This window comes from Pseudomonas persica, assembly GCF_900291015.1.
GTDB lineage: Bacteria > Pseudomonadota > Gammaproteobacteria > Pseudomonadales > Pseudomonadaceae > Aquipseudomonas.
The window spans coordinates 1-23,630 of sequence record NZ_OLKL01000046.1 but is presented as its reverse complement, the minus strand read 5'-3'; the positions used below and the strand labels follow the sequence as shown (position 1 = coordinate 23,630).

Sequence of the window (23,630 nt, the reverse complement as noted above, 5' to 3'; positions counted from 1 at the left end):
CCTGCTACCTGTCCGAAACTGCATGTGGGAGCGGGCTTGCCCGCGGCAGGGTTTCGAAGAAGCCCCCCTCGCATTTCCATAATTCCAAGAGAGGAAACCGGCATGCCCGCCCAGGACAACAGCCGCTTCGTGATCCGTGATCGCAACTGGCACCCGAAAGCCCTTACGCCTGACTACAAGACGTCCGTTGCCCGCTCGCCGCGCCAGGCGCTGGTCAGCATCCCGCAGTCGATCAGCGAAACCACCGGCCCGGACTTTTCTCATCTGGGCTTCGGCGCCCACGACCATGACCTGCTGCTGAACTTCAACAACGGCGGCTTGCCGATCGGTGAGCGCATCATCGTCGCCGGCCGTGTGGTCGACCAGTACGGCAAGCCTGTGCCGAACACCCTGGTGGAAATGTGGCAGGCCAACGCCGGCGGCCGCTACCGTCACAAGAACGACCGCTACCTGGCACCGCTGGACCCGAACTTCGGCGGCGTCGGCCGCTGCCTGACCGACCGTGACGGCTACTACAGCTTCCGCACCATCAAGCCGGGCCCGTACCCATGGCGCAACGGCCCGAACGACTGGCGCCCGGCGCACATCCACTTCGCCATCAGCGGCCCGTCGATCGCCACCAAGCTGATCACCCAGCTGTACTTCGAGGGTGACCCGCTGATCCCGATGTGCCCGATCGTCAAGTCGATCGCCAACCCGCAAGCCGTGCAGCAGTTGATCGCCAAGCTCGACATGAGCAACGCCAACCCGATGGACTGCCTGGCCTACCGCTTCGACATCGTGCTGCGTGGCCAGCGCAAGACCCACTTCGAAAACTGCTGAGGACCCCGCCATGCCAATCGAACTGCTGCCGGAAACCCCTTCGCAGACCGCCGGCCCCTACGTGCACATCGGCCTGGCCCTGGAAGCGGCCGGCAACCCGACCCGCGACCAGGAAATCTGGAACCGCCTGGCCAAGCCGGACGCGCCAGGCGAGCACATCCTGCTGATCGGCCAGGTGTATGACGGTAATGGCCACCTGGTGCGCGACTCGTTCCTCGAAGTGTGGCAAGCCGACGCCAACGGCGAGTACCAGGATGCCTACAACCTGGAAAACGCCTTCAACAGCTTTGGCCGCACTGCGACCACCTTCGATGCTGGTGAGTGGACCCTGCACACGATCAAGCCGGGTGTGGTGAACAATGCTGCTGGCGTGCCGATGGCGCCGCACATCAACATCAGCCTGTTTGCCCGGGGGATCAACATCCACCTGCACACACGGCTGTATTTCGATGACGAGGCCGAGGCCAATGCCAAGTGCCCGGTGCTCAACCTGATCGAGCAGCCGCAGCGGCGCGAGACCTTGCTGGCCAAGCGTTGTGAGGTGGACGGGAAGACGGCGTATCGCTTCGATATCCGTATTCAGGGGGAAGGGGAGACAGTCTTCTTCGATTTCTGATTCAAGCCACTGGGGCTGCTCTGCAGCCCATCGCGACACAAGGCCCCCACATTGATCGGCGTACGCAGGCCTTTGTGGGAGCGGCCTTGTGTCGCGAAAGGGCCGCAAAGCGGCCCCGGCAATCTACCGGTCAACGCCGAACCAGCAGAACCCCACTTTCCATATGATGGGTATAGGGGAACTGGTCAAACAACGCACAGCGCTCGATGCGGTGGGTGTCCTGCAACTGGGCAATGTTCGCCGCCAGCGTCTCCGGGTTGCACGAGATGTACAGGATCCGCTCGAAACGCCGGGTCAGCTCGCAGGTATCCGGGTCCATTCCGGCGCGCGGCGGGTCGACGAACACCGTGCCGAACTCATAGCCCTTCAGGTCGATGCCCTCCAGGCGCCGGAACGGTCGCACCTCATTCAGTGCCTGGGTCAGTTCTTCCGCCGACAGGCGTACCAGCCGCACGTTATCCACAGCGTTCTCGTCGAGGTTGCTCAACGCGGCATTGACCGACGTCTTGCTGATCTCGGTAGCCAGCACCTGACGCACGCGGGTGGCCAGCGGCAGGGTGAAGTTGCCATTGCCGCAATACAGCTCCAGCAGGTCGTCTTCGCGCTCGCCGATGGCCTCGAAGGCCCAACTCAGCATCTTCTGGTTCACCGCGCCGTTCGGTTGGGTAAATGCGCCTTCCGGCTGCCGATAGCTGAATACGCGGCCGGCCACGTCGAGTTTTTCCACTGCGTAGTCGCGGCCGATTACCAGGCGTTTGCCCTTGGAACGGCCAATCACGCTTACGCCCAGCTCGCCAGCCAACTGCCGTGCAGCCACTTCCCAGGCCTCGTCCAGCGGGCGGTGATAGCACATCGTGACCATGGCATCGCCAGCCAAGGTGGTGAGAAACTCTACCTGGAACAGCCGGTTGCCGAGTTCTTCACTGGCCTGCCAAGCCGCCTTGAGGCGTGGCATCAACTCGTTGATGCGCTGGCTGGCAATCGGGAAGTCGTCGATCAGGATCGCCTTGTGCTTCTCGCCCGGGGCGAACATGGCGTAGTGGCGCTGGCCATCTTCGCGCCACAGGCGGAATTCGGCGCGCAGGCGGTAATGCTCGCGCGGCGAGTCGAAAACAGCCGGCTCCGGCGCACCGAACGGCGCCAGCAGCTCGCGCAGCCGGGCCACCTTGGCGTCCAGCTGGGTGGTGTAGGAGGAGGGGTCGAAAGCAGCACTCATGCGTTGAACCAGCCCAGCTTGATGACGAACAGGATGGAAAGGATCACCAGGGCCGGGTTCAGGTCGCGGTGGCGACCGGAGATCAGCTTGACGGCGGTCCAGGAGATGAAGCCGAAGGCGATGCCGTTGGCGATCGAGTAGGTCAGCGGCATGGCCAGGGCGGTCACCACCACCGGTGCGGCTTCGGTGACGTCGTCCCAGTTTATTTCCGCCAGGCCCGAAGCCATCAGCACCGCGACGAACAGCAGCGCCGGAGCAGTGGCGAAGGCCGGCACGCTACCGGCCAGCGGAGCGAAGAACAGTGCCAGCAGGAACAGCACGGCGACCACGATGGCGGTCAGGCCGGTGCGGCCACCGGCGCTCACGCCTGCGGCAGATTCGATGTAGCTGGTGGTGGTCGAGGTGCCCAGCAGGGAGCCGGCCATGGCTGCGGTGCTGTCGGCGATCAGGGCACGGCCCATCTTCGGCATGTGGCCGTCCTTGCCCATCAGCCCGGCGCGCTTGGCCACGCCGATCAGGGTGCCGGAGTTGTCGAACAGGTCGACGAACAGGAAGGCGAAGATCACGCTGACCAGGCCCACGTCCAGCGCGCCGGCGATGTCCAGCTGCAGGAAGGTCGGGGCCAGCGATGGTGGCATCGAGACGATACCGCCGAATGGGGTCACGCCCATCATGATCGAGGCGATGGTCACGGCAAGAATGCCGATCAGCACCGCACCGCGCACTTTCAGCGACTCCAGGCCGACAATCAGGAAGAAGCCCAGGGTGGCGAGGATCGGTGCCGGTTGCTTGAGGTCGCCCAGGCCCACCAGGGTGGCTGGGTTATCGACGACGATGCCCGCGTTATGCAGGGCGATCAGCGCCAGGAACAGGCCGATACCGGCGGCGATGGCCGAACGCAGCGGCAGCGGGATGCTGTTCACGATCCATTCGCGGATGCGGAAGATCGACAGCAGGAAGAACATCACCGCCGAGAGGAACACCGCGCCCAGTGCCACCTGCCAGGTGTGGCCCATGTGCAGGACCACGGTGTAGGTGAAGAACGCGTTCAGGCCCATGCCCGGCGCCAGGGCGATCGGGTAGTTGGCGATCAGGCCCATGGTGGTGGAGCCGATGGCCGCTGCCAGGCAGGTGGCGACGAAGATCGCGCCCTTATCCATGCCGGTCTCGCCGAGGATGCTCGGGTTGACGAACAGGATGTAGGCCATGGCCAGGAAGGTGGTGACGCCCGCGAGAATCTCGGTGCGCACATTGGTGTTGTGTGCTTTTAGTTGAAACAGCCTTTCCAGCATGCCCGCTCCCCAAGGCGCCCCCGGCGCCATGAATGTATCGACCCCATCAGCAAAGCACAGACCGTACCGGTTGCCGTGGTTTTGTGCGGGGCGGAAAAAAGCCGCGCATCATACCAGCATGCCTGGCGGGGGCCTATGGCCGTTGGGGAATGGTAATTTTTTCCCTGTGCCGGCCTCTTCGCGGGTGAACCCGCTCCCACAGGTACCCCACCAGGCCTGATGGCGGCGCGGTCCTTGTGGGAGCGGGTTTACCCGCGAAAGGGCCGGTACAGGCTACAGATCAACCGTTATGCAACCGATCGCGCTTGGCCAGTGTGGGGAACAGTCTTATCCACACCCCAGTCACCAGCAAAGTGCCCACCCCGCCCAGTACCACCGCCGGCACCGTCCCAAACCAGTGCGCCGTAACCCCAGATTCGAACTCGCCGAGCTGGTTCGAGGCACCAATGAACAAGCCGTTCACCGCGCTCACCCGCCCGCGCATTTCATCCGGTGTCTCCAACTGCACGAAGGCGCCGCGGATGACCATGCTGATCATGTCTGCCGCGCCCAGCACCACCAGCACTGCCAGCGAGAACCAGAACGAGGTCGACAGGCCGAAGGCGATGGTCGCCACGCCGAACACGCCCACTGCCGTGAACATGGTCCGCCCGACGTTGCGCTCGAACGGGAAGCGCGCCAGCCACAGCGACATCAGCAACGCCCCCACCGCTGGCGCCGAGCGCAGCAGGCCGAGACCCAGCGGGCCAGTCAGCAGGATGTCCTTGGCAAATACCGGCAGCAGCGCGGTGGCCCCGCCCAGCAGCACGGCGAACAGGTCCAGCGAGATGGCACCGAGGATGTCGGGCCGGCTGCGGATGAAGCGGATACCGGCCAGCAGCGAGTCGATGCTGGCACGCCCGCGCTGGGCTACCTGGCCGCGTGCCTGCAGGCTCAGGGTCAGCACGCAGGCGATGGCATACAGGGCCACGGTGGGGCCGTATACCCAGATGCTGCCAAAGGCATACAGGAAACCGCCCACTGCCGGCGCCACGATGGTTGCCGCCTGGGTGGCCGAGGCCGAAGCCGCCACCGCGCGGGGGAACAGCCCGGTCGGTACCACGTTGGGCAGCAGCGCCTGGGTCGCCGGCATTTCGAACGAACGCGTGGCACCGAGCAGGAAGGCGAGGGCGAAGATCAGCTCGGGGGTGACGTTGTCGGTGGCGCTGCCCAGCGCCAGTGCCAGGGCTATCAACCCCTGCAGGCTCTGGCACAGGGCAGCGACCCTACGCCGGTCATAGCGGTCGGCGACATGCCCGGTGTGCAGCATGAACAGCACCCGTGGGACGAACTCGACCAGGCCGACCAGGCCCAGGTCCAGCACATTGCCGGTCAACTGGTAGAGGTGCCAGCCAATGGCCACGGTGAGCATCTGGAAGCCGCTGGCGGTGAACACGCGGGCCAGCCAGAAGGCCAGGAAAGGGCGATGGTGACGCAACAACTGCGGTGCGGAATCGGACATCGGAAACCAGGGGCCTCGGCGCAGTAGAGGGGGGCGCAGCGTATCATCTGTTTGTAACAAACGGTTACTGTTTGCCGGGCTCGGCACTTTTTCACGCGTCATGAAAGGGGGGTGGGGCAACCGGTCACGCGGCAATCAACCACACGGCTTGTCCGATCATTCAGGACTATGCTTCCTAGCAATCGTTGATCTGGATCAATCGTTCCAGATGTAACGATTGGGCCCTCGGGCCGAAATCCCTGCGATCGAACAGAACAATTCCAACGCGCCGCACTCGACTACCGTGGGGGCAGTGGGCGACGGGGCCAGCGGCCCGGACGCCGGATTATCTGAAGAGGAAGCACCATGTTCGGAATAGAGGCCTTAGAGCTCGCCCGAATGCAGTTTGCCTTTACCGTGTCGTTCCATATCCTGTTCCCGGCCATCACCATTGGCCTGGCGAGCTACCTGGCAGTCCTCGAAGGCCTCTGGCTGCGGAGCAACAACCAGGTCTACCGCGACCTTTATCACTTCTGGTCGAAAATCTTCGCCGTCAACTTCGGCATGGGCGTGGTTTCCGGCCTGGTCATGGCCTACCAGTTCGGCACCAACTGGAGCCGCTTCTCCGACTTCGCCGGCGCCATTACCGGCCCGCTGCTCACCTATGAGGTGCTGACCGCGTTCTTCCTCGAGGCTGGTTTCCTGGGGGTCATGCTGTTCGGCTGGAACCGCGTCGGCCGTGGCCTGCACTTCTTCTCCACGGTGATGGTGGCGCTCGGCACCCTGGTCTCGACCTTCTGGATCCTCGCCTCCAACAGCTGGATGCAGACCCCGCAAGGCCACGAGATCATCGATGGCCGGGTGGTGCCGGTGGACTGGCTGGCAGTGGTTTTCAACCCCTCCTTCCCCTACCGCCTGATGCACATGGCCACTGCCGCGTTCGTTTCCACCGCGTTCTTCGTCGGCGCCTCGGCGGCCTGGCACCTGCTGCGCGGGCGTGACAACCCGGCGGTGCGCAAGATGCTGTCGATGGCCATGTGGATGGCATTGATCGTAGCCCCGATCCAGGCGGTGATCGGTGACTTCCATGGCCTCAACACGCTCAAGCACCAGCCGGTGAAAATCGCCGCGATCGAAGGCCACTGGGAGAACGTGCCCGGCGAGCCGACCCCGCTGATTTTGTTCGGCATCCCCGACATGCAGGCCGAAACCACCCGCTTCAAGCTCGAGATCCCGGCGCTCGGCAGCCTGATCCTGACCCACAGCCTGGACAAGCAGGTGCCGGCGATGAAGGAGTTCCCGGCCGAAGACCGGCCCAACTCGACCATCGTCTTCTGGTCGTTCCGGATCATGGTCGGGCTGGGTTTGCTGATGATCTTCGTCGGCCTGTGGAGCCTCTGGCTGCGCAAGCGCGGCACGCTCTACACCTCGCGGCCGTTCCTGTACCTGGCCCTGTGGATGGGCCCTTCCGGGTTGATCGCACTGCTGGCCGGCTGGTTCACCACGGAAATCGGCCGCCAGCCTTGGGTGGTGTATGGCCTGATGCGCACGGCAGACGGTGTGTCGAACCACAGTTACGCGCAGCTCGGCTTCACCCTGGTGGCCTTCGTGGTGGTGTACTTCGCCCTGTTCGGCACCGGCCTCGGCTACATGATGCGCCTGGTGCGCAAAGGGCCGCAGACCGGTGAGGGGGACGAGCACAGCCCCGGTGGCCCTGGCACCAAACGCACGCCGGCGCGGCCGCTGTCCGCCGCCGATGATGGCCACGAGGCCAACACTGCCAGCCTGAACAAGGGGAACTGAGCCATGGGTATCGACCTTCCGCTGATCTGGGCCGTGATCATCATCTTCGGCGTCATGATGTACGTGGTGATGGATGGTTTCGACCTGGGGATCGGCATGCTCTTCCCGTTCGTCAAGGGCGAGCATGACCGCGATGTGATGATGAACACCGTCGCCCCTGTGTGGGACGGCAACGAAACCTGGCTGGTGCTGGGCGGTGCCGGGCTGTTCGGGGCGTTCCCGATGGCGTACTCGGTAGTGCTGGAGGCACTGTACCTGCCATTGATCCTGATGCTGATCGGCCTGATCTTCCGCGGCGTGGCGTTCGAGTTCCGCTTCAAGGCCAAGGCCGACAAGCGCCATATCTGGAACAAGGCGTTCATCTGGGGCTCGCTGATCGCCACCTTCTTCCAGGGTGTGGCGCTGGGCGCCTTCCTCGAAGGCTTCAAGGTGGTCGACCGGCATTTCGCCGGTGGCACCCTTGACTGGCTGACCCCGTTCAGCCTGTTCTGCGGCCTGGGGCTGATCGTTGCCTACACCCTGTTGGGCTGCACCTGGCTGATCATGAAGACCGAAGGGGCGCTGCAGCAGAAGATGCACGACATCGCTCGGCCGCTGGCGCTGGTGCTGCTGGTGGTGATCGGGATTGTCAGCCTGTGGACACCGATCGCCTACCCGCAGATTGCCGAGCGCTGGTTCAGCATGCCTAACCTGGTCTGGTTCATGCCGGTGCCGCTGCTGGTGCTGGTAACCTTCTACGGGCTGCTCAAGGCGGTGGCGCGCAATGCGCACTACACGCCATTCCTGCTGACGTTGGTGCTGATCTTCCTTGGTTACAGTGGCCTGGGCATCAGCCTGTGGCCGAATATCATCCCGCCGTCGATCTCGATCTGGGATGCCGCGGCGCCACCGCAGAGCCAGGGCTTCATGCTGGTGGGCACACTGTTCATCCTGCCGTTCATCCTCATGTATACCTTCTGGAGCTATTACGTGTTCCGCGGCAAGGTTACCCATGAAGACGGCTATCACTAGGAGGGCCGCATGATGAGCGGCAAGCATGGCCTGGACGAGAAGAAACCCCTGTGGCAGCGGCTGGGTTGGCTGCTGCTGATCTGGGCAATGAGTGTGGCCGCCCTGGGCGTGGCGGCCTGGGTGATGCGGCTGTTCATGGGGGCAGCCGGCCTGACCACCCATTGAACCAATGGGGGCGCTTTGCGCCCCTTTCGCGACACAAGGCCGCTCCCACAAAGTCCTGCGTACGCCGATCAATGTGGGAGCGGCCTTGCGTCGCGATGGGCTGCAAAGCAGCCCCAAAGGCCTATTTGCGGGCTTTGAGGATAACGAACTTGGGAGTAGCCGCTACCTGCTCCACCCCCCGGAACAACCGCGCGAGCTTGCTGTGATAGCCCAGGTGCCGGTTACCCACGATATACAGCGCCCCGCCCACCACCAACGCCTCACGCGCCTGCTGGAACATGCGCCAGGCGAGGAAATCGCCCACCACCTGCTGCTGGTGGAACGGCGGGTTGCACAGCACCACGTCCAGTGACTGCTTCTCTACCCCGGCCAGCCCATCGGCTGCCTCGAACGCCGCCGGGCGCTCGCCCAGCGCGGCCTGCCAGTTCTCTTGCGCCGATTGCACCGCCATGTACGACTCGTCGACCAGGGTGTATTGAGCATCCGGGTTGGCCAGGGCGCTGGCGATCGCCAGCACGCCGTTGCCGCAGCCCAGGTCCGCCACCCGTGCGTTGCCCAGATCGCGGGGCAAGTGTGGCAGGAACGCTCGGGTGCCGATGTCCAGGCCCTCACGGCAGAACACGTTGGCGTGGTTGAGCAACTCCAGTGCCGGCGCATCGAGGCGATAACGGCTAGGGTAGGGCGAGCGGAAGAGCGGCCGTTCGGCCACCGTCGCCGTCAGCAACCGGGCCTTTTTCTGCGCCAGCGAGGCCTGCACCGGGCCGATGTACTTCTCCATCAGGTCACCGGCGGCCCGTGGCAGGTGCTTGATCATCGCCCCGGCAATCACCTGTGCACCGGGCGCCAGCTGGCCTTGCAGGCGGATCAGCTGTTCTTCGAGCAGGGCCAGGGTCTTGGGCACGCGCACCAGCACCCGGTCGAACGGGCCTTGCCAGTGTTCGCTGGCCGGCACGAACGGCACGCTGTCGAACGGCAGGCGATTGCGTGCCAGGTTCTTTTCCAGGGCCAGGTGCGCCAGGTGCGAATCGCCACTGCTGACCACCTGCAGCTTGCCCGCCAGGCTGGCGGCCAGGGCGCCGAAGCTGTCATTGAGCACCAGTACCCGGCAGTTGGCCGCGGGGGCCTGTTCGTGCAGCTGCGCAAGCAGGTACTCGTCGGCGGCATCGAAAGCCTGCAGCGGGTCGTTGGCCTGTTCCGGCTGGCGGATCAGGTCGAGTTCGGCGTAGGGGGTGGTCAACAGGGGCATGGCGTCTGGCTCGGGTACGAAACTGCCCGTTGCGGTTCGCCCCGGGCTTTGCCGGGCGATTCTACAGGGCTTTGCCCAAGGTCGCAGGTTTGAAGGTCAGATCCAGCCACGCAGGGCGGCAATGGCGATGGCGCCGGCCTTGTTGGCGGCGTTGGTCTTGGTGATGACACTGCGGATATGGAAGTTCACCGTGCTTTGCGACAGTGAGAGGATGCAGGCTACGTCGGCGGCGGTCTTGCCGGCGGCCGACCATTTCAGCACTTCCAGCTCCCGCTCGCTCATTTTCGGCTGCGGTGGGCACAGTGCATTGAGGTGATGTTCGCCAAGCACTGCATGCAGGGTGTGGCACAGCCACTGCACACTGCCGGCCTTGCCGTAGAGTTCGACCGTGCCGATGGTACCGGCGGGCCTGGCTACGCTGATCTGGCTTTCGTTGTGCTGCAGGTCGTGCAATGACTGCGTCCAGCCATGGCGCAGACCGCACTGGCAGGCCGCTTCACGAAACTGCGGGGCCTCGCGATACAGGTCATCGGTCCACAGCACCGGCATGGTCGAGCTGTGGCTCGCATTGGCGGCCGGGTCCTGCTTGTAGAACTCATCGCGCTGGTAACGCTCGATCCATTCGTGCGGGTAATTGCTGTACAGGAACAGGCGGGGTGTTTGCGTAGCGATCTGGATGCGGATGTTCAGCCCCAGGTACTCCATGCCCAGATCCTGCGCCAGGTGCACGGCGATGTCGAACAACCTCTTTGGACAGCGTTCACTGACGAACGCATGAAGATGCTCGGGTTTCCAGTGAAGCATGCGAAACACTCCTTGAACCTCAGGATCCAGTCCGTTTGAATACCCGAACGATTGTAGGAAAAGACCTGCCAAAGTGTTGGTATTTTTTTGTTATGGCGCTCAGGATTTCCTGCGACCCCGGCAGGATCGCCGAAGATGAGGCCCTACAAAGCAGTGGTTTTTATCCGCGCTACTTTGCGCGACACTGTGCGCACGCCAAACCTGGAGCCCGATATGACCGCTAGCGCCGAAAAGTTCACCCGCCAGACCCTGCTCGATGTTCAGCCACTGACGCCGAACCTCTTCAGCCTGCGGGTTACGCGCGATGCGGGGTTCCGCTTCCGTTCCGGCCAGTTTGCCCGCCTGGGCGTGACCAAGGCCGATGGCAGCGTGGTGTGGCGCGCCTACTCCATGGTCAGCGCGCCCCATGACGAACACCTTGACTTCTTCTCCATCGTGGTGCCAGGTGGGGAGTTCACCAGCGAGCTGAGCCGGCTGGGGGCAGGCGATACCCTGCTGATCGACCGCCAGGCCTTCGGCTTCCTTACCCTCGACCGTTTCGTCGGTGGCCGCGACCTGTGGTTGTTGGCGACCGGTACTGGCATTGCGCCGTTCATGTCGATCCTGCAGGACTTCGAGGCCTGGGAGCGTTTCGACGCCATCAAGCTGGTGTACTCGGTGCGTGAAGCGAAAGAGCTGGCCTATGTGGATGAAATCGCCGGGCTGGAGCAGCGCGATTACCTGGCCGAATTCGCCGGCAAGTTGCAGTTCATTCCGGTGGTGACCCGTGAACAGCACCCGGGGGCGTTGAACCAGCGTATTACCACTCTGATCGAGAATGGCCAACTGGAGAAGGCGGCGGGGCTCGAGTTGTCGCCGGAACATTCGCGGGTGATGCTGTGCGGCAACCCGGAGATGATTGACGATACGCGCAAGGTGCTGAAAGCGCGGGACCTGCAGCTGAGCCTGAGCAAGCGGCCGGGGCAGGTGGCGGTGGAAAACTATTGGTAAGGTCAGAGGACCGTTGTGGGAGCGGGCATGCCCGCTCCCACAACGGTCTCGGCGACGTCAGGGCAACCGGTTCTGGTTCTGCGTCTTGAGCAAATCGCGAATCTCGGTCAGCAAGGTCTCTTCGGCAGACGGCACAGGCGGTGCACTCGGTGCTACAGCCTCCTCACGCTTCAGGCGGTTGATCGCCTTCACACCCATGAAGATGGCAAAGGCCACGATCACGAAGTCGATCACGGTCTGGATGAACTTGCCATACGCCAGCATCACCGCCGGAACGTCACCTTCGGCGGCCTTCAGGGTAATTGCCAGGTCGCTGAAGTCCATGCCACCGATCAACAGGCCCAGTGGTGGCATGACCACGTCACCGACGAAAGACGAGACGATCTTGCCGAAGGCCGCGCCGATGATGATACCGACAGCCATGTCGACGACATTGCCTTTGACCGCGAAGGCCTTGAACTCACTGATCATGCCCATGTTTGGTTCCTTGTAACAAAAGGTAAGTTTACGCAGTGTAGCCACTTAAACGCTTCATGCGCTGTGGCCCGGGCTACTGACTGCAAATATAACGAATAGTTTTGTCGCCTCCCGAGGCGTTCGAGACACGTCCGGCTCGGCTATCATGGCGGTTTTTTCCAGGAGACCCCCGCCATGGCCAAGGCCAAGCGTTTGTATGGCTGCACCGAGTGCGGTGCGACCTTCCCCAAATGGGCCGGCCAGTGTGGCGAATGCGGGGCCTGGAACACCTTGGTCGAGACCATGATCGAAAGCGGCGGCGCCGCTGCGCCCAGTAGCGGCCGAGCCGGCTGGACCGGGCAGCAGGCGCAGATCAAGACCCTGGCCGAAGTCAGCGTCGAGGAAATCCCGCGCTTCACCACCAGCAGCACCGAACTGGACCGCGTGCTGGGCGGTGGCCTGGTGGACGGCTCGGTGGTGCTGATCGGTGGCGACCCCGGCATCGGCAAGTCGACCATCCTGCTGCAGACCTTGTGCAACATTGCCGTGGGCATGCCGGCGCTGTATGTCACCGGCGAGGAGTCGCAGCAGCAAGTGGCCATGCGCTCGCGGCGTCTGGGCCTGCCCCAGGACCAGCTCAAGGTGATGACCGAAACCTGTATCGAGACCATCATCGCCACGGCGCGCCAGGAAAAACCACGGGTGATGGTAATCGACTCGATCCAGACCATTTTCACCGAGCAGCTGCAATCGGCACCCGGCGGCGTGGCCCAGGTGCGCGAGAGCACGGCATTGCTGGTGCGCTACGCCAAGCAGAGCGGCACGGCGATCTTCCTGGTCGGCCACGTGACCAAGGAAGGCTCGCTGGCCGGCCCGCGGGTACTCGAGCACATGGTCGACACCGTGCTGTATTTCGAAGGCGAGTCCGATGGCCGCCTGCGCCTGCTGCGGGCGGTGAAGAACCGCTTTGGCGCGGTCAACGAGCTGGGCGTGTTCGGCATGACCGACCGTGGCCTGAAGGAGGTGTCCAACCCCTCGGCGATTTTCCTCAACCGCGCCCAGGAGGAAGTGCCGGGCAGCGTGGTGATGGCGACCTGGGAGGGTACCCGGCCGATGCTGGTAGAGGTGCAGGCGCTGGTCGACGACAGCCACCTGGCCAACCCGCGCCGGGTGACCCTGGGCCTGGATCAGAACCGCCTGGCCATGTTGCTGGCAGTGCTGCACCGCCACGGTGGTATTCCTACCCATGACCAGGACGTGTTCCTCAACGTGGTAGGCGGGGTGAAGGTGCTGGAAACCGCCTCGGACCTGGCGCTGCTGGCGGCGGTGATGTCCAGCCTGCGCAACCGGCCCCTGGCCCATGGCCTGCTGGTGTTTGGCGAAATCGGCCTGTCCGGCGAGGTGCGGCCGGTGCCCAGTGGCCAGGAGCGTTTGAAGGAAGCCGCCAAGCATGGCTTCAAGCGAGCCATCGTGCCCAAGGGCAATGCGCCGAAAGAGGCGCCGGCGGGGTTGCAGGTGATTGCCGTTACCCGGCTGGAGCAAGCCCTGGATGCACTGTTCGAGTAATTCGCACCTGTACTGGCCTCTTCGCGGGTAAACCCGCTCCCACAGGTACTGCATCAGCTTCAGGACTGTGCAAACCCTGTGGGAGCGGGTTCACCCGCGAAAGGGCCGGGGCAGGCAAACGAAAAAGGGGCCGACGATGCGCGTCGGCCCCCACCTCACCGCTCAGTCAGCGCTCAATGCTCGGCAACCGCACTGCGCCTGACCGTTTCATTGCCATGCTCATCCAGTTCCAGCATCGGTACTTCATTACCCTCGGCATCGAACAGCTTGCCATCCTTGAAGTAGTCGCCATCACGCAGCGCTGAAATGTCCGAGTACTGGATGGTGCGCTCGTACGCGGCGGCAAACACCGACTGCTGGTCCGAGTTGCCGGCGGTGAAGTGGTTGAAGATCAGGTTCAGCAGGATGGCCATGATCGCCGCCGAGCTGATGCCCGAGTGGAAGATGGTCTCGAACCAGTTCGGGAAGTGGTGGTAGAAGGTCGGTGCGGCGATCGGGATCATGCCGAAGCCCAGCGAGGCAGCGACGATGATCAGGTTGACGTTGTTCTTGTAGCTGACCTTGGACAGGGTGCGGATACCACTGGCCGCCACGGTGCCGAACAGCACGATGCCCGCGCCACCCAGTACCGGCGTAGGGACTGCGGCAATCACCCGGCCCATGATCGGCAGCAGGCCGAGCACCACCAGGATCACGCCACCGGTGGCCACCACGTAGCGGCTCTTGACCCCGGTCACGGCTACCAGGCCGACGTTCTGGGCGAACGCGCTCTGGGTGAACGAGCCGAAGATCGGCGCCAGGATGCTTGACGCCATGTCGGCGCGCAGGCCGTTGCCCAGGCGCTTGGAGTCGACCTTGGTGTCGATGATCTCACCCACGGCGAGGATATCGGCCGAGGTTTCCACCAGGGTCACCATGATCACGATGCACATCGACAGGATCGCGGCGATATGGAATTCCGGCATGCCGAAGTGGAACGGCGAGGGGAATGCGAACATCGGGCCCTCGGTGACCTTGCTGAAGTCGGCCATGCCCAGTGCCCAGGCGATTAGGGTGCCGACCACCATGGCCAGCAGGATCGACAGGCGCGAGATGGCCGCGCTGCCCAGCTTGCTCAGCAGCAGCACGATGGCGAAAGTCAGGGCTGCCAGGCCGATGTTGGCCACGCTGCCGAACTCTGGCGAGGCGCTGTTGCCACCCATTACCCAGCGGGCGGCCACGGGCATCAGGGTCAGGCCGATGGTGGTGATGACAATGCCGGTCACCAGCGGCGGGAAGAACTTGGTGATGCGCGAGAACACCGGGGTGATCAGGAAGCCGATCAGCGACGCCGCCATGACCGCGCCGAGCACGCCCGGCAGGCCACCGCCGCCCTCGCTGCTGAGGATTGCGCCCATGGTCGCCACACCGGCGAACGACACGCCCTGCACCAGCGGCAACTGGCAGCCGAAGAACGGCAGACCGAGGGTTTGCAGCAGGGTTGCCAGGCCACCGGCAAACAACGAAGCGGCGATCAGCATGCCGATTTCGGCGCCGTTCAGGCCCGCGGCCTGCCCCAGGATCAGGGGTACCGCGACGATCCCCCCGTACATGGTCAGCACATGCTGCAGACCATAGGCCAGGTTGGCGCCAAGGCCGAGGTTTTCATCCTCCGGGCGCTTGGCGGGAGACGTGCTAGGGGACGTAGTCATGGAGCAGGCTCTCTGTTTATTGTTGTGGTGCTACTGTAGACACTTCCTGCTAATGATTGCCACAAGAATTGTATACAATATTTTGATCGGAGCGCGCACCATGGTGCCCGCAAGGTGTCCGAGAACCCAATGCAGAAGGCGTACCAACTCGTCAGAGGCTGTGCTAGAGGGGTGTGTACAAAGCGCTGCTACCCAGGCTTAAAGCTGTCTGGGTAGACAGGAAACACCAGGCGGGATGCCATTAGCTAGCTAAGAGATTTCATTATTCGATCAGTTCGCGCAACTCACGCATCATTTCGGTGCTGTCGGCTACGTTCAATTCCACAAGACGGTGCAGATGGGTCATCGAGTCGAGGTCGATGTACAGGCAGATGAAGCCCAGGCGGTCCGGTTCTTCGTGGCGCAGTTCAACTTGCATCTGCACGCGTGCATCGGGGCCCAGGTGAATGATGGCGTCGAAATCCTGGGTCAGGTCGGCATCCCAGTTGGCCGGGCGTTCGATCAGCAAACCCTTGAGTGAAAGGTCCAGCAGCTTGGCAGGCCAGCGATCCAGGCCCTGGCGCAGCTCGGTGGGGGCGTCGAAATCGATGCGCTGAAAGCGGCGGCGTTCGTCGTGATCGCTCATGGGATAGATCCTCGAATAAGTCCTCAGGTGACATCCTGACTATAGTTAGAGTGGCATGTGCATCAGGTACCGCAATCTGGCCGCAGAGGCTCTAGACCAAAGCAAGTGTGGCAATGCGCGATGACTCGCCCTAGACTCGATGGGCGGTCTTTTCCAATCCACCAGCTGGAAGCAAACCATGAACAACAATAATAGCCTGCTACGCCACATTCCGTGGCTGGCGCTGGCAGTCATAGGAGCCTGCGCGCTGGGTGTGGTTGCCCTGCGTCGCGGCGAGGCGATCAATGCCTTGTGGATCGTGGTCGCGGCAGTGGCCCTCTACCTGGTCGCCTATCGCTACTACAGTCTGTTCATCGCCACCAAGGTGATGCAGCTCGACCCGCGCCGTGCCACCCCGGCGGTGCTCAACAACGACGGCCTGGACTACGTCCCGACCAACAAGCACATCCTCTTCGGTCACCATTTCGCCGCCATCGCTGGCGCAGGCCCCTTGGTCGGCCCGGTACTCGCCGCGCAGATGGGCTACCTGCCTGGCACGCTGTGGCTGATCGCCGGCGTGGTGCTGGCCGGTGCGGTGCAGGACTTCATGGTCCTGTTCCTGTCCACCCGCCGCAACGGCCGCTCGCTGGGCGACATGGTGCGCGAGGAGATGGGCCGCATCCCGGGCACCATTGCCTTGTTCGGCTGCTTCCTGATCATGATCATCATCCTCGCGGTGCTGGCGCTGATCGTGGTCAAGGCCCTGGCCGAAAGCCCGTGGGGCATGTTCACGGTGATGGCGACCATCCCGATCGCGATGTTCATGGGCATCTACATGCGCTACATCCGCCCGGGCCATATCGGTGAGATCTCGGTCATCGGCGTGGTGCTGCTGCTGGCCTCGATCTGGCTGGGGGGCCAGATTGCCGCAGATCCGACCTGGGGCCCGGCGTTCACCTTCACCGGCGTGCAGATCACCTGGATGCTGGTGGGCTATGGCTTTGTCGCCGCAGTACTGCCGGTATGGCTGGTACTGGCGCCACGTGACTACCTGTCGACCTTCCTCAAGATCGGCACCATCGTTGGCCTGGCCATCGGTATCCTGATCATCGCGCCCGAGCTGAAAATGCCGGCGCTGACCCAGTTCACCGACGGTACCGGCCCGGTGTGGAAGGGTACCCTGTTCCCGTTCCTGTTCATTACCATCGCCTGTGGCGCGGTGTCCGGTTTCCACGCGCTGATCTCCTCGGGGACCACGCCGAAGCTGCTGGACAACGAAACCAACGCCCGCTACATCGGCTACGGCGGCATGCTGATGGAGTCGTTCGTAGCCATCATGGCCATGGTCGCCGCCTCGGTAATCGAACCGGGCGTGTACTTCGCCATGAACAGCCCGGCCGCGGTGGTCGGTGCCGACGTGGCGTCGGTGGCGCAAACGGTCAGCAGCTGGGGCTTCCTGATCACCCCCGAGCAGCTCGAGGCCACCGCTCGCGACATTGGCGAGCACACCGTGCTGGCCCGTGCCGGTGGTGCGCCGACCCTGGCGGTGGGTATCGCGCAGATCCTGCACCAGGTGCTGCCGGGTGAAAACACCATGGCCTTCTGGTACCACTTCGCGATCCTGTTCGAGGCGCTGTTCATCCTTACTGCGGTAGACGCCGGCACCCGGGCCGGGCGCTTCATGCTGCAGGACCTGCTGGGCAGCTTCGTGCCGGCGCTCAAGCGCACCGAATCGTGGACCGCCAACCTGATCGGTACTGCCGGCTGCGTGGCCCTGTGGGGCTACCTGCTGTACCAGGGCGTGATCGACCCGCTGGGTGGCATCAACACCCTGTGGCCGCTGTTCGGCATCTCCAACCAGATGCTGGCCGGTATCGCCCTGATGCTCGGCACCGTGGTGCTGATCAAGATGAAGCGCCAGCGCTACGTCTGGGTCACCCTGCTGCCGGCCGTGTGGCTGCTGATCTGCACCACCACAGCGGGCCTGATCAAGCTGTTCGACCCGAACCCTGCGGTCGGCTTCCTGGCCCTGGCCAAGAAGTACAGCACCGCGCTGGACGCCGGCCAGGTACTGGCCCCGGCCAAGGACATCGGGCAGATGCAGCATGTGATCTTCAACGCCTACACCAACGCCGGCCTGACCGTGTTGTTCCTGGTGGTGGTGTTCAGCGTGCTGTTCTTCGCTGTCAAGGTCGGCTTCGCCGCCCTCGGCCGCAAGGAACGTACCGACAAGGAAACCCCGTTCCAGGCCCTGCCTGACGCTTGAGAGGACTGCCGCGATGTTCAACGACCTGGGTCGACTGGGTAAATACCTGGGGCAGGCAGCCCGCCTGATGGTCGGCATGCCCGACTACGACAACTATGTCGAGCACATGCAGACCAAGCACCCGGACAAGCCCGTCATGACGTACGAGGAGTTCTTCCGCGAACGTCAGGAAGCGCGTTACGGCGGCAAGTCCGGGCCCAAGTGCTGCTAATGGCCCGCGCTAGCCTGTTCGGCTAGCGCGGTCTTTGTGGGAGCGGCCTTGTGTCGCGATAGGGCCGCAGCGCGGCCCCACATTTTCAGCTTCGCTGCAGATATTGCCGGGGCCGCTTTGCGGCCCTATCGCGACACAAGGCCGCTCCCACAAGGGCCCGCGGTACACCCTCCAAATTTCACTGCACAGGAGATGTTCTGCGTGCAGACGCCTATTCCCGTAACCATACTCACTGGCTTCCTCGGTGCCGGCAAGACCACCTTGCTCAAGCACATGCTCAAGGCCGAGCATGGCCTGAAGATTGCCGTGATCGAAAACGAATTCAGCGAGGCTGGCATCGACAGCCAACTGCTGGGTGACGAGCCGGTGCAGGTAATGACCCTGGCCAATGGCTGCGTATGCTGCAGCATTCACGGCGACCTGACCCGCGCCTTGTACCTGCTGCTCGAACGCCTGGATGCCGGCGAGATCGTGTTCGACCGCCTGGTAATCGAATGCACTGGCCTGGCCGACCCGGCACCGGTGGCACAAACCTTCTTTATCGACGAGGACCTGCGTGAGCGCTACATCCTCGATGGCATCATCACCCTGGTCGATACCGCCCACGCCGAGCTGCACCTGACCCAAACCATCGCCCAGGCCCAGGTCGGCTTTGCCGACCGCCTGCTGCTGAGCAAGACCGACCTGGTCGAGCCCGCTGCGGTCGAGGCCCTGCGCGAGCGCCTGGCCCGCATCAATGGCCGGGCCGCGATCCGCGTGGTCGAGCATGGTCGCATCGACCTGGCTGAATTGCTGGATGTACGTGGTTTCAACCTCAATCCCGATCTGGGCGCGAACCTGAAACCAACACTGCGCCCATTGCTCAAGCCCGCTACCCCGGACCGGATTTCCACGCTGGTGCTGCGCACGGAAACCGCGCTGGACATCGACCGGCTCAGCGACTTCATGAACGAACTGCTGGAAACCCACGGCAAGCAACTGCTGCGCTACAAGGGCGTGCTGAACATTGCCGGTGAAGCGCGCAAGCTGGTGTTCCAGGGCGTGCTCAAGCTCTACGGCTTCGACTGGGACGCCGAGTGGGCCGAGGGTGAAACCCGCGAGAGCGTGATGGTGTTCATCGCCGACGAACTGCCCGAAGCTACGATTCGGGCTGGGTTCGAGGCGCTGGCTGCGGGCTGAGCTGACGCGGTGTCTGGGCCTGGAACCACTGCGGCCATGAGCTGCGGTGGCGTGTCTCGAGCTCGATGCACGGAATCAGGCGCTCGGTCAGCAGCGCTGTTTGCCGCACGGCCTTGGCGGTGCGGTACTTGACGCTGTGGATGCACTCGCGGTCGCCGAACTCGCAGCGGTTCAGCGCCGTGCCGCCGCAGGGGCCATTGGCCAGGCCTTTGGGGCAGGTTTCCGGGCAGATGTACAGGGTGTCTTCCAGGCGGCAGCGGCCGCAGGTGTCGCAGCCTACCAGCGACTGCTTCACCGCGTGTTCCACCTTGTGCAGCATCTGCGCGCCAAGGCGTGTGGCCCACAAAGGCTGGCGCACGGCCCAGCCAAATGCCTTGCTCAGGCCATTACGGCGGCTGAACAGCAGCGAATGCATGCCGTGCATCAGGTGATAGCGTGCTTTCTCTTTGAACGAGGCATCGACCCGTGACTCGCCCAGGCGCCAGCTTGCCTGCGGCGGATGGAAGCTGACTGCCGGCAGGCCGGGCATCTGCCAGCTGGCCTGCCAGGCCGGCGCCCATTGTTCCAGCGTGTGGATTTGCGCCTGCCAGTGCTCAATGCGTGCTTCCAGCGCCAGCAGCTGCTTGAGTTCGTGAACCCCCGACAGATGCACGCCGGCGTAGCCCATCAGCTTCACACCGATGATCTGCAAGGCCAGACGGTCGACGCTGCGCGCCTGGGCAAAGGCCTTGGACTGCGTCGTTTCCGCTTCCAGCATGTCGCGCATGGACGGCGTAACGGTCACGCCAGCCACGTGCTCGAGCATCGCCGCACGCCCGTGGGTAAGGCTCATCAGGCAGGCCAGCATCGGCCTGGGCGTGGCCTGGCGGCTCATCCAGTGCATGGCCTCCTGGTGTTTACCGGCATCGAAACCCAGTTGCAGGGTGAAGAAGTCGGCGCCTGCCGCCAGCTTTTTCTCGGCCTTGAAGTATTGGGCGCCGCCTTCCTCCTCGCAGTACTTGAACGGGTTCAGCGCAGCGCCAAGCAGCCAGTGTGGGCAGGCCTGGCGGGCGATCTGCAGGGCTGCTACCGACTCCAGGTAGCGCACCGGGCGCTGGCCAGGCTGGTGGCCGGGCAGGCGGTCGCCGGTCAGCAGCAGCAGCTGGTCGAGGCCGGCGGCATCCATGCGTTGCAGTTGGGCGAGCAGATGGTGGCGTTCGCGGTCCTTGCCGGAGAAATGCGGCAGGGCGGGTACCGGGTTGCTGAACGAGGCGAGGGCGTCCAGTGGCGACATGTCCAGCGGGCTGCCGACGCGGTCGCCGATGGCCACGGTCATTGGCCAGCCGCACAGGTGCGCACGGGCCAGGATCGCATCCATGGCGGCGAAGCGTTCTGCGGAGGGTTTGGGGACGAACTCCATGACGCAGACGAAGGTGTTTTCGCGCAGCGCGGTTTTCAGCAGGCTCATGGGGCCGGGTACCTGGTGTGGTCAGGCTGGCATTGTGCGACAGAAGGCGGGTCGGGTCATGTCCGGATACGCAGGGTGGTGCTCTGAATGAGACATTCGGGTTTGCCTGTGCCGGCCCTTTCGCGGCTAAAGCCGCTCCCACAGGGTGGCGCGGTACCTGTAGGAGCGGCTTTAGCCGCGAAAGGGCCCGTACAGGCAGTACAAATTCACGAACATGAGAAAACCTTGAGTTCATCTCAAATTTAATGAGTTTGTCTCAAGATACCGGCGCCCGGAAAATCCCCCTCATTCATTTATGCATGCTGAGGGACAAGACATGGCACTGGCACACAACCTGGGTTTTCCACGTATCGGCCGCGACCGCGAGCTGAAAAAGGCCCAGGAAGCCTACTGGAAGGGTGAACTCGATGAAGCCGGCCTGCGCGCTGTCGGTCGCGAGCTGCGTGCCCGCCATTGGCAGGTGCAGAAAGACGCCGGCATCGAACTGCTGCCGGTCGGTGACTTCGCCTGGTACGACCAGGTGCTGACCCACTCGCTGACCTTCGGCGTGATCCCGCAGCGCTTTCGCAACCATGACGGCGCCAGGCCAACCTTGCAAACCCTGTTCGCCATGGCCCGTGGCGCCGTGGGTGACAGCTGCTGCGGTGGCGCTCACGCCCAGGAAATGACCAAGTGGTTCGACACCAACTACCACTACCTGGTCCCCGAGTTCAGCGCCGACCAGCAGTTCGTTCTGAGCTGGGAGCAGTTGTTCGAAGAGGTGGCAGAAGCCCAGGCCCTGGGCCACGCGGTCAAGCCGGTGGTGATCGGCCCGCTGACCTACCTGTGGCTGGGCAAGGCCAAGGGCGGCGATTTCGACAAGCTGGAGCTGCTCGACCGCCTGCTGCCGGTGTATGACCAGATTCTCAACCGCCTGGCTGCCCAGGGCGTGGAATGGGTGCAGATCGATGAGCCGATCCTGGCCCTGGACCTGCCTCAGGACTGGAAGAACGCCTACGAGCGCGTCTACAACATCCTTCAGCGGGCACCACTGAAGAAGCTGATCGCGACCTACTTCGGCGGCCTGGAGGACAACCTCGGCCTGGCCGCCAACCTGCCGGTCGATGGCCTGCACATCGATCTGGTGCGGGCGCCCGAGCAGTACCCGACCATCCTCGACCGCCTGCCGGCCTACAAGGTGCTGTCGCTGGGCCTGGTCAACGGTCGCAATGTCTGGCGCTGCGACCTGGAAAAGGCACTGGAGGTACTGCGCCATGCCCATGAGCGCCTGGGTGAGCGGCTGTGGGTGGCGCCGTCCTGCTCGCTGCTACATAGCCCGGTGGACCTGGCCCGTGAAGACCAGCTCGATGCCGAACTGCATAGCTGGCTGGCCTTTGCCGTGCAGAAGTGCCAGGAAGTGGCGCTGCTGGCCAAGGCCATCAATGCCCCACAAGCCACCGACGTGGCCGCCGCGCTGGCGCAGAGCCAGGCCGTGCAGGCCAGCCGCGCTGCCTCGCCGCGTATTCACAAGCCTGCCGTGCAAGCTCGCCTGGCGGCCGTCAAGCCCGCGGACAGTCAGCGTCAGTCGGCGTTTGCCCAACGTATCGTCAAGCAACGTGCAGGGCTCGACCTGCCGGCGTTCCCGACCACCACCATCGGTTCGTTCCCGCAGACCGCGGCGATTCGCCTGGCACGCCAGGCCTACAAGCAGGGCAAGCTGAGCGAGGCCGATTATGTCGAGGCCATGCACAGCGAGATCCGTCATGCGGTGAAAATCCAGGAGGACCTGGGCCTGGATGTGCTGGTGCACGGCGAGGCCGAGCGCAACGACATGGTCGAGTACTTTGCCGAGCAGCTCGACGGCTATGTATTCACCCGCTTCGGCTGGGTGCAGAGCTATGGTTCACGCTGTGTGAAGCCAGCGGTGATCGTTGGTGATCTGAGTCGGCCGAAGGCCATGACCGTGGAATGGATCAAGTACGCCCAGGGCCTGACCAGCAAGGTGATGAAGGGCATGCTGACCGGCCCGGTGACCATGTTGATGTGGTCGTTCCCGCGTGAAGACGTGAGCCGCGAAGTGCAGGCGCGCCAGCTGGCGCTGGCGATCCGCGACGAAGTGGTCGATCTGGAAACGGCGGGTATCAGGATTGTGCAGATTGACGAAGCGGCCTTCCGTGAAGGCCTGCCACTGCGCCGCGGTGCCTGGGCCGATTACCTGGCGTGGGCCACCGAGGCCTTCCGCCTGTGTGCCTCGGGGGTGCGTGACGAAACCCAGATCCACACCCACATGTGCTACAGCGAGTTCAACGACGTGATCGAGTCGATCGCGGCGATGGATGCCGACGTGATCACCATCGAGACTTCGCGGTCGGACATGGAGCTGCTGGCGGCGTTCGAGCGCTTTGCCTACCCCAACGAGATCGGCCCGGGTGTGTATGACATTCACTCGCCACGGGTGCCGACCCGTGAGGAAATGGTCAAGCTGCTGCGCAAGGCCGCCCGGCGTATTCCGGCCGAGCGCCTGTGGGTCAACCCGGATTGCGGGCTGAAGACCCGTGCCTGGCCGGAGACCGAGGCAGCGCTGATCAATATGGTTGCCGCTGCTCGCGAGTTGCGCGCTACCGCCTGATCATTCGCTGCCGGTACCGGCCTCTTCGCGGGTAAACCCGCTCCCACAGGGATATCACTGGATTCAGCGTCAGTGGCGTCCCTGTGGGAGATTCTATGGCCGAAGGCAATTTCTCAGTAGAACCGTCTTCGGCCTCTTTCAGCAATCTCCAGGCACA

General features: G+C 63.7%; 20 protein-coding genes. 11 read left to right on the top strand and 9 right to left on the bottom strand.

Annotated elements, in window-relative coordinates; genetic code table 11:
- Window positions 1-102 precede the first annotated feature (102 nt).
- Entirely contained in the window at window positions 103-822 is a 720-nt protein-coding gene (gene pcaH, locus FQ664_RS21870) for a protocatechuate 3,4-dioxygenase subunit beta (protein WP_009682255.1), read from the top strand.
- Window positions 823-832: 10 nt separating this feature from the next.
- The gene (pcaG, locus tag FQ664_RS21865; RefSeq protein ID WP_144174841.1) at window positions 833-1,438 is read left to right on the top strand and encodes a protocatechuate 3,4-dioxygenase subunit alpha; all 606 of its coding nucleotides are present in this window, start codon (window positions 833-835) and stop codon (window positions 1,436-1,438) included.
- A 130-nt stretch (window positions 1,439-1,568) separates the two neighbouring features.
- Here the strand turns inward: pcaG and trmA are convergent, their stop codons facing one another.
- From trmA to FQ664_RS21850, 3 genes are all read right to left on the bottom strand, one after another.
- On the bottom strand, window positions 1,569-2,654 hold the full coding sequence (trmA, locus tag FQ664_RS21860; RefSeq protein WP_144174839.1) for a tRNA (uridine(54)-C5)-methyltransferase TrmA: 1,086 nt from the start codon (window positions 2,652-2,654) through the stop codon (window positions 1,569-1,571).
- On the bottom strand, window positions 2,651-3,946 hold the full coding sequence (locus FQ664_RS21855; protein WP_144174837.1) for an NCS2 family permease: 1,296 nt from the start codon (window positions 3,944-3,946) through the stop codon (window positions 2,651-2,653). The genes trmA and FQ664_RS21855 overlap by 4 nt, the downstream gene beginning before the upstream one ends.
- A gap of 280 nt (window positions 3,947-4,226) precedes the next feature.
- Window positions 4,227-5,447, bottom strand: coding sequence for an MFS transporter (locus FQ664_RS21850; RefSeq protein ID WP_144174835.1), 1,221 nt, complete (start codon window positions 5,445-5,447; stop codon window positions 4,227-4,229).
- A gap of 345 nt (window positions 5,448-5,792) precedes the next feature.
- Between FQ664_RS21850 and FQ664_RS21845 the strand changes: the two genes are divergently transcribed.
- From FQ664_RS21845 to FQ664_RS21835, 3 genes are read left to right on the top strand one after another with little or no spacing between them, the layout of a single operon-like run.
- Window positions 5,793-7,229 carry a cytochrome ubiquinol oxidase subunit I gene (locus FQ664_RS21845; protein ID WP_144174833.1) on the top strand — a complete coding sequence of 479 codons (1,437 nt, stop codon included), beginning with the start codon at window positions 5,793-5,795 and terminating at the stop codon, window positions 7,227-7,229.
- 3 nt (window positions 7,230-7,232) lie between these two features.
- Window positions 7,233-8,240 (top strand): cytochrome d ubiquinol oxidase subunit II, encoded by a 1,008-nt coding sequence (gene cydB / locus FQ664_RS21840; protein ID WP_144174831.1) that lies wholly within the window; start codon window positions 7,233-7,235, stop codon window positions 8,238-8,240.
- Between the two features lie 9 nt (window positions 8,241-8,249).
- Window positions 8,250-8,405: a DUF2474 domain-containing protein gene (locus tag FQ664_RS21835; protein ID WP_144174829.1), complete on the top strand. Its 156-nt coding sequence runs from the start codon at window positions 8,250-8,252 to the stop codon at window positions 8,403-8,405.
- Between the two features lie 121 nt (window positions 8,406-8,526).
- Here the strand turns inward: FQ664_RS21835 and FQ664_RS21830 are convergent, their stop codons facing one another.
- Together FQ664_RS21830 and FQ664_RS21825 are read right to left on the bottom strand one after the other, a co-directional pair.
- On the bottom strand, window positions 8,527-9,651 hold the full coding sequence (locus FQ664_RS21830) for a methyltransferase (protein ID WP_144174827.1): 1,125 nt from the start codon (window positions 9,649-9,651) through the stop codon (window positions 8,527-8,529).
- Between the two features lie 96 nt (window positions 9,652-9,747).
- Window positions 9,748-10,455, bottom strand: coding sequence for an autoinducer binding domain-containing protein (locus FQ664_RS21825; protein WP_144174825.1), 708 nt, complete (start codon window positions 10,453-10,455; stop codon window positions 9,748-9,750).
- A gap of 213 nt (window positions 10,456-10,668) precedes the next feature.
- On the opposite strand from FQ664_RS21825, the gene FQ664_RS21820 reads away from it, so the two are divergent.
- A complete protein-coding gene (locus tag FQ664_RS21820; protein ID WP_144174823.1) occupies window positions 10,669-11,445 on the top strand; it encodes a ferredoxin--NADP reductase in 777 nt (258 codons plus the stop codon).
- Between the two features lie 57 nt (window positions 11,446-11,502).
- Here the strand turns inward: FQ664_RS21820 and mscL are convergent, their stop codons facing one another.
- Entirely contained in the window at window positions 11,503-11,922 is a 420-nt protein-coding gene (gene mscL / locus FQ664_RS21815) for a large-conductance mechanosensitive channel protein MscL (protein ID WP_144174821.1), read from the bottom strand.
- Window positions 11,923-12,096: 174 nt separating this feature from the next.
- On the opposite strand from mscL, the gene radA reads away from it, so the two are divergent.
- The gene (gene radA, locus FQ664_RS21810) at window positions 12,097-13,467 is read left to right on the top strand and encodes a DNA repair protein RadA (RefSeq protein ID WP_087503190.1); all 1,371 of its coding nucleotides are present in this window, start codon (window positions 12,097-12,099) and stop codon (window positions 13,465-13,467) included.
- A 173-nt stretch (window positions 13,468-13,640) separates the two neighbouring features.
- On the opposite strand, the gene FQ664_RS21805 is transcribed toward radA, so the two are convergent.
- Both FQ664_RS21805 and FQ664_RS21800 read right to left on the bottom strand, forming a co-directional pair.
- A complete protein-coding gene (locus FQ664_RS21805; RefSeq protein WP_144174819.1) occupies window positions 13,641-15,158 on the bottom strand; it encodes a nucleobase:cation symporter-2 family protein in 1,518 nt (505 codons plus the stop codon).
- A 262-nt stretch (window positions 15,159-15,420) separates the two neighbouring features.
- A complete protein-coding gene (locus FQ664_RS21800; protein WP_144174817.1) occupies window positions 15,421-15,783 on the bottom strand; it encodes a PilZ domain-containing protein in 363 nt (120 codons plus the stop codon).
- 178 nt (window positions 15,784-15,961) lie between these two features.
- On the opposite strand from FQ664_RS21800, the gene FQ664_RS21795 reads away from it, so the two are divergent.
- The 3 genes from FQ664_RS21795 to yjiA all read left to right on the top strand — a co-directional run bounded on the left by FQ664_RS21795 (window position 15,962) and on the right by yjiA (window position 19,418).
- Entirely contained in the window at window positions 15,962-18,028 is a 2,067-nt protein-coding gene (locus FQ664_RS21795) for a carbon starvation CstA family protein (RefSeq protein ID WP_144174815.1), read from the top strand.
- Window positions 18,029-18,041: 13 nt separating this feature from the next.
- On the top strand, window positions 18,042-18,239 hold the full coding sequence (locus FQ664_RS21790) for a YbdD/YjiX family protein (protein WP_013974210.1): 198 nt from the start codon (window positions 18,042-18,044) through the stop codon (window positions 18,237-18,239).
- Between the two features lie 201 nt (window positions 18,240-18,440).
- The gene (yjiA, locus tag FQ664_RS21785) at window positions 18,441-19,418 is read left to right on the top strand and encodes a GTPase (RefSeq protein WP_144174813.1); all 978 of its coding nucleotides are present in this window, start codon (window positions 18,441-18,443) and stop codon (window positions 19,416-19,418) included.
- Here the strand turns inward: yjiA and FQ664_RS21780 are convergent.
- Window positions 19,378-20,865, bottom strand: a complete 1,488-nt coding sequence (locus FQ664_RS21780) for a methylenetetrahydrofolate reductase C-terminal domain-containing protein (RefSeq protein ID WP_144174811.1) — start codon at window positions 20,863-20,865, stop codon at window positions 19,378-19,380. The two genes, yjiA and FQ664_RS21780, sit on opposite strands and share 41 nt — an antisense overlap.
- A 316-nt stretch (window positions 20,866-21,181) precedes the next feature.
- Here FQ664_RS21780 and metE point away from each other — a divergent pair, with 316 nt between their 5' ends.
- Window positions 21,182-23,473, top strand: coding sequence for a 5-methyltetrahydropteroyltriglutamate--homocysteine S-methyltransferase (gene metE / locus FQ664_RS21775; protein WP_144174809.1), 2,292 nt, complete (start codon window positions 21,182-21,184; stop codon window positions 23,471-23,473).
- Window positions 23,474-23,630 lie beyond the last annotated feature (157 nt).